Source organism: Streptomyces composti (genome assembly GCF_012034205.1).
Taxonomy (GTDB): Bacteria; Actinomycetota; Actinomycetes; order Streptomycetales; family Streptomycetaceae; genus Streptomyces; species Streptomyces composti.
Genome location: NZ_JAATEM010000064.1, coordinates 1 through 5,394, shown reverse-complemented (window position 1 = coordinate 5,394; position 5,394 = coordinate 1). Strand labels below are relative to the sequence as shown.

Genomic DNA, 5,394 nt, shown 5'->3' with positions numbered 1-5,394 from the left:
GAGCGCATCGGCCAGTTGGGCTTCGATGGCCTCGACGTGTGCGGAGTGTGAGGCGTAGTCGACGGGGATGAGCCGGGCCCGGATGTCCTGGCCCTGCAGCTCTGTGACCAGGGTTTCGACGGCGTCCTTGTCGCCCGAGACGACAGTCGTATGAGGGCCGTTGATCGCGGCGATGCCTACGCCACTCGGAAGGCGCTCTTCGATCACGCGGGCGGGCTGGGGAATGGAGGCCATCGTGCCCAGCCCGGCGAGGTGTTCGCCGATGATCCTGGCGCGTACGGCGACGACCTTGGCCGCGTCCTCCAGCGAAAGCGCACCCGCCACAGCCGCGGCGGCGATCTCGCCCTGGGAGTGGCCGACGACCGCATCCGGACGGACACCGAGTTCCTGCCAGGTCGCGGCGAGGGACACCATCACCGCCCAGGTCACAGGCTGGATGACGTCGACCCGGTCCAACTCCGCGCCGGAGCACAGCACCTCGGACAGCGACCAGTCGACGTAAGGCGCGAGCGCCTCCTCACAGCGAGCCATCGACTCCGCGAACACAGGTACGGAGTCAAGGAGTTCGGCACCCATACCGGCCCACTGCGTCCCCTGCCCCGGGAACACGAACACGGTCTTGCCGGTCTCGTCCGGTGCGACGCCCTGGACGACGTGCGGCGAGGGTTCGCCATGGGCGAGGGCGTCGAGGGCCTTGAGGAGTTCGCCGGTGCTGCCGCCCAGGGCGACCGCGCGGTGCTCGAACGCGGAGCGGGTCGTGGCCAGCGCGTGGGCGACCTCCGCGGTGTCCAGGTCCGGCCGCTGATCGACGTATTCACGCAGCTGTCGTGCCTGGGCGCGCAGCGCCTCCGCGGTCCGGGCGGAGATCACCCACGGCACGACGCCCGCCGGTGTGGCGTGGTCCTGTTCCTCGTTTTCCTCGTCCGCCTCGACGGGCGGAGCCTCCTCCAGCACGGCATGGGCGTTGGTGCCGCTGATGCCGAAGGAGGAGATGCCGACACGGCGCGGCCGGTCGAGCGCCGGCCACTGCACGTCCTCCGTGAGCAGCGAGACGGCCCCGGCCTCCCAGTCGATACGGGAGGACGGCTCGTCCACGTGCAAAGTGCGGGGCAGCAGGCCCTGATCGAGGGCCATGACCATCTTGATGATCGAGGCGGCACCGGCGGCGGCCTGGGTGTGGCCGATGTTGGACTTCACCGAGCCCAGCCACAGGGGCCGGTCGGCCGGGCGGTCCTGGCCGTACGTGGCGATCAGCGCCTGCGCCTCGATGGGATCGCCCAGCTTGGTGCCGGTGCCGTGTGCCTCGACCACGTCGACCTGGTCGGGCGTCAGACGGGCCGCGGCCAGCGCCTGGCGGATGACCCGCTCCTGGGAGGGGCCGTTGGGGGCGGTGAGGCCGTTGCTGGCGCCGTCCTGGTTGATGGCACTGCCGCGGATCACGGCGAGCACCCGGTGCCCGTTGCGGCGCGCGTCCGAGAGCCGTTCCACCAGCAGCATGCCGATGCCCTCGGACAGCGCCGTGCCGTCCGCGCCCGACGCGAAGGCCTTGACGCGGGCGTCCGGCGCCAGCCCCCGCTGTCGGCTGAACTCGATGAACGAGGCCGGCGAGGACATCACGGAGATGCCCCCGGCCAGCGCCATCGAGCAGTCGCCCTGCCGTAGCGCGTGGCAGGCCAGATGCAGGGCGACCAGCGACGAGGAGCAGGCCGTGTCGACGGTGACGGCCGGGCCCTCCAGACCGAGGGTGTACGCCACCCGGCCGGACACCACGCTCGGCGTGTTGCCGATACCGAGGTGCCCCTCCAGCTCGGCAGGCACCTCGGGCAACCGGGTTGCGTAGTCCTGGTAGTTGCTGCCGACGAAGACGCCGGCCTTGCTGCCGCGCAGCGATTGCGGGTCGATGCCGGCCCGCTCGAAGGCCTCCCAGGAGGTCTCAAGCAGCAGCCGCTGCTGCGGGTCCATCGCCAGGGCCTCGCGGGGCGAGATGCCGAAGAACGCGGGGTCGAAGTCGGCGGCGTCGTACAGGAATCCGCCCTCCCGCACATAGGACGTGCCGGAGCGGTCCCGGTCGGCGTCGTAGAGCGCCTCCAGGTCCCAGCCGCGGTTGTCGGGGAACGCGGAGATCGCGTCGCGGCCCTCGGCGACGACCTGCCAGAGGTCCTCCGGGGACCGGACGTCACCCGGGAAACGGCAGCTCATACCGATGATGGCGATCGGCTCGTGGTCCTTGGCCTCGGCCTCGTTGAGCCGGCGGCGGGTCTGGCGCAGGTCGTTGACGACCCGCTTCAGGTAGTCGCGGAGCTTGTCCTCGGTCATGTTCTGGGCAGCGTTGGAGGAACGGGCGGGCTTTGACATCAGGTCACGTCCTAGAAAGGCCGGGAAGGGCCAGTGGTCAGGTGGCACGGTGGGGAGGAGAGGGCGGCGCCGCCGGCGAGGGGCGGAGCGGAGACGGGATCAGAGCTGGCCCAGCTCCTTGTCGATGAGGTCGAACATCTCGTCGTCGCTGACGGGGTCGAACTCCCCGTCCTCCGCGGGCCCTTCGTCTTCGATCGCGGTGCCGCGGGTGTCGTCCCACTTCCAGAGCAGGGCCTGCAGCCGTGCCGCGATCTTGCCTCGCGCGTCGTCGTCCAGGGTGGATTCGAGGAACGCGGCCTCCAGCCGCTCCAACTCCGCCGAGAGAGGCAGTCCGTCCTCCTGCGCCTGCGGTACGAGATCGTCCAGCAGCCGCTGCGCGAGGGCGGCCGGGTTCGGATAGTCGAAGACCAGGGTCGGCGTCAGCCGCAGCCCGGTCGCCGACCGGAGCCGGTTGCGCAGCTCGACGGAGGTCAGCGAATCGAACCCGAGATCCTTGAAGGCCCGGTTCGCCCGTACCTCCTCGGGCGAGGCATGCCCGAGCACGGCCGTGACCTGCTCCCGTACGAGATCCAGCAGCATCCGCTCCTGATCGGCCCGGGCCAGCCCTGCCAGCCGGCCGGCGATCCCGGACGCGGCTTCCTCGGTACGGCCCCCGGACGCGGCCGCCGTACGCCGGACGGCCGACGTGCGGACGACACCGCGGAACAGGGGCGCCATGACACCGGCCGCCGCCTGCGCGCGCAGCTCCGCCAGATCCAGCCGGGCCGGCACGACCACGGCGTCGCCCAGCGCGGTGGCGGCGTCGAACAGGGCCAGGCCCTCGTCAGCGGACATCGGCGCCGCACCGACCCGGGACATCCGGGCCAGGTCCACGTCGCTCAGCCGCCCGGCCATACCGCTGCGCTGCTCCCACAGTCCCCAGGCCAGCGACACGGCGGGCAGTCCGCGCTCGTGCCGGTGGCGGGCGAGGGCGTCGAGGAAGGCGTTGGCCGCCGAGTAGTTGGCCAGCCCCGCCCCGCCGAGGGTGCCCGACAGGGAGGAGAAGAGCACGAACGCCGACAGGTCCAGATCCTCGGTCAGCGCGTGGAGGTTCAGCGCGCCGTCGACCTTCGGCCGCAGCACCCGGTCGACCCGCTCCGGCGTCAGCGCCTCGGCCACCCCGTCGTCCAGGACGGCCGCGGTGTGCACCACGGCGGTGAGCGGACGCTCCGGCGGTACGGAGGCCAGCAGCCCAGCCAGCGCCTCCCGGTCGGCGACGTCGCAGGCGGCCACCTCGACCGTGGCACCGAGCCCGGTCAGCTCGGCCACCAGCTCCGGCATCCCGTCGGCGGCGGCCCCGCGGCGGCTGGTGAGCAGCAGGTTCCGCACCCCGCGCTCGGCCACCAGATGCCGGGCGAGCAGCCGGGCGAGCCCACCCGAGGCACCGGTCAGCAGGACCGTGCCCTCGGGCGCGAACCCCGACTCCACCTCCTCGGGGCGCTCGGCACGAGCCAGCCGCGGTGCGCCGACCTCGGTGCCGTGCAGCCGCAGCTGCGGCTCGTCGCCGGCCGCAGCGGCCGCCAGCGTCTCCCAGTCGGGCTCGCCGCCGTCCGTCTCCACGAGCACGAACCGGCCCGGATTCTCCACCTGCGCCGACCTGACCAGACCCCAGACGGGTGCACCGGTCAGGCCCCGCCCGGCCAGGATGACCAGCCGCGACGCGGCGAACCGGTCGTCGGCCAGCCACGCCTGTACGAGGTCCAGGGCGCGGTGCGTGACCTGGCGTACGGCGTCTGCGGTGCCGGCGTCCGCCGTGGTGCCGTCGGTGGTGTCCGGGAAGGGGGCGAAGACCAGCTCGGGGACGGGCGCGGCTGCGGCGGCGAGGCTGCCGAGGTCGTCGTACACATCCATGGTGCTGTGACCACTGCCGTTGCCGACGACGGCCCAGCGTCCGGCCGGCGCGCCGGACCGCGACACCGCGACCGGCACCCACTCCACCCGGAACAGCGAGTCGCCCCGCGCCTCCCGCGCTCCCGCTAGCTGCTCGGTGCCGACCTGCCGCAGCGTCAGTACGTCGACCGAGGCGACAGGACGGCCCACCGAATCGGCCACCGAGACGGACACGGCGTCCTCACCGGCCAGGGCGATCCGCACCCGGACCGCGTTCGCGCCCTGGGCGTGGAGGGTCACCCTACTCCATGCGAACGGGCGCCGGGTGAGTCCCTCACCGGGCTCGGCCAGCAGCACACCCAGCCCCAGCGGCTGGAGCGCCGCGTCGAGCAGCGCCGGGTGAATGCCGTACTCCTTGGCCTCGGCGGACTCCGCGTCCGGCAGGGCGACCTCGGCGAACACCTCGTCACCGCGCCGCCAGGCGGCCCGCAGCCCCTGGAAGGCAGGGCCGTACTCGACACCCTGCGCGGCCAGCCGGTCGTAGGCATCCGCCACCGTGATCGCGTCCGCCCCGGCGGGCGGCCAGGCGGCCAGATCGGCATCGGGCCCCGGCGACTGCTGTGCACCGCTGGGAGCCACCGTGCCAGTGGCATGCAGGGTCCACGGCTCGTCGTCCCCGGCGTCCTGCGCACGCGAGTGCAGGTTCAGCTCCCGCCGACCCGAGTCGTCGGTCTCCCCGAGCCCGAGCTGGATCCGTACGCCACCCTTCTCGGGCAGCACCAGGGGTGCCTCCAGGGTGAGTTCCTCCACGGTGCCGCAGCCGACGTGGTGGCCGGCCTGGAGGGCGAGTTCGAGGAAGCCGGTGCCGGGCAGCAGGACGGTGCCGGCTACCGCGTGGTCGGCCAGCCAGGGGTGGCTCTGCAACGACAGCCGCCCGGTGAACAGGTGCGTGCCCGTGCCCGCCAGCTCTACCGCCGCCCCGAGTAGCGGGTGTCCGGCGATGCCGAGCCCGATGGATTCGGCGTCGACGGGCCGTGCGGCGGCCGACGCGGGCCAGTAGCGCTGGTGCTGGAAGGGGTAGGTGGGGAGGTCGGTGGCGTGGTTGCCGCCGTGTGTGGGCCAGTTGATGGGGTGGCCGTGGGTGTGGAGGTGTGCTGCTGAGGTGAGGAA

2 protein-coding genes are annotated in these 5,394 nt (G+C 72.8%); both read right to left on the bottom strand.

What is annotated here, in order from left to right:
- Positions 1–2,316, bottom strand: a 2,316-nt coding sequence (locus tag HCJ93_RS28860) for a type I polyketide synthase (protein WP_167998781.1), incomplete at its 3' end; no start/stop codon positions are given.
- A 138-nt stretch (positions 2,317–2,454) separates the two neighbouring features.
- Positions 2,455–5,394: type I polyketide synthase (locus tag HCJ93_RS28855; RefSeq protein ID WP_167998780.1), on the bottom strand; the 2,940-nt coding region annotated here is incomplete at its 5' end.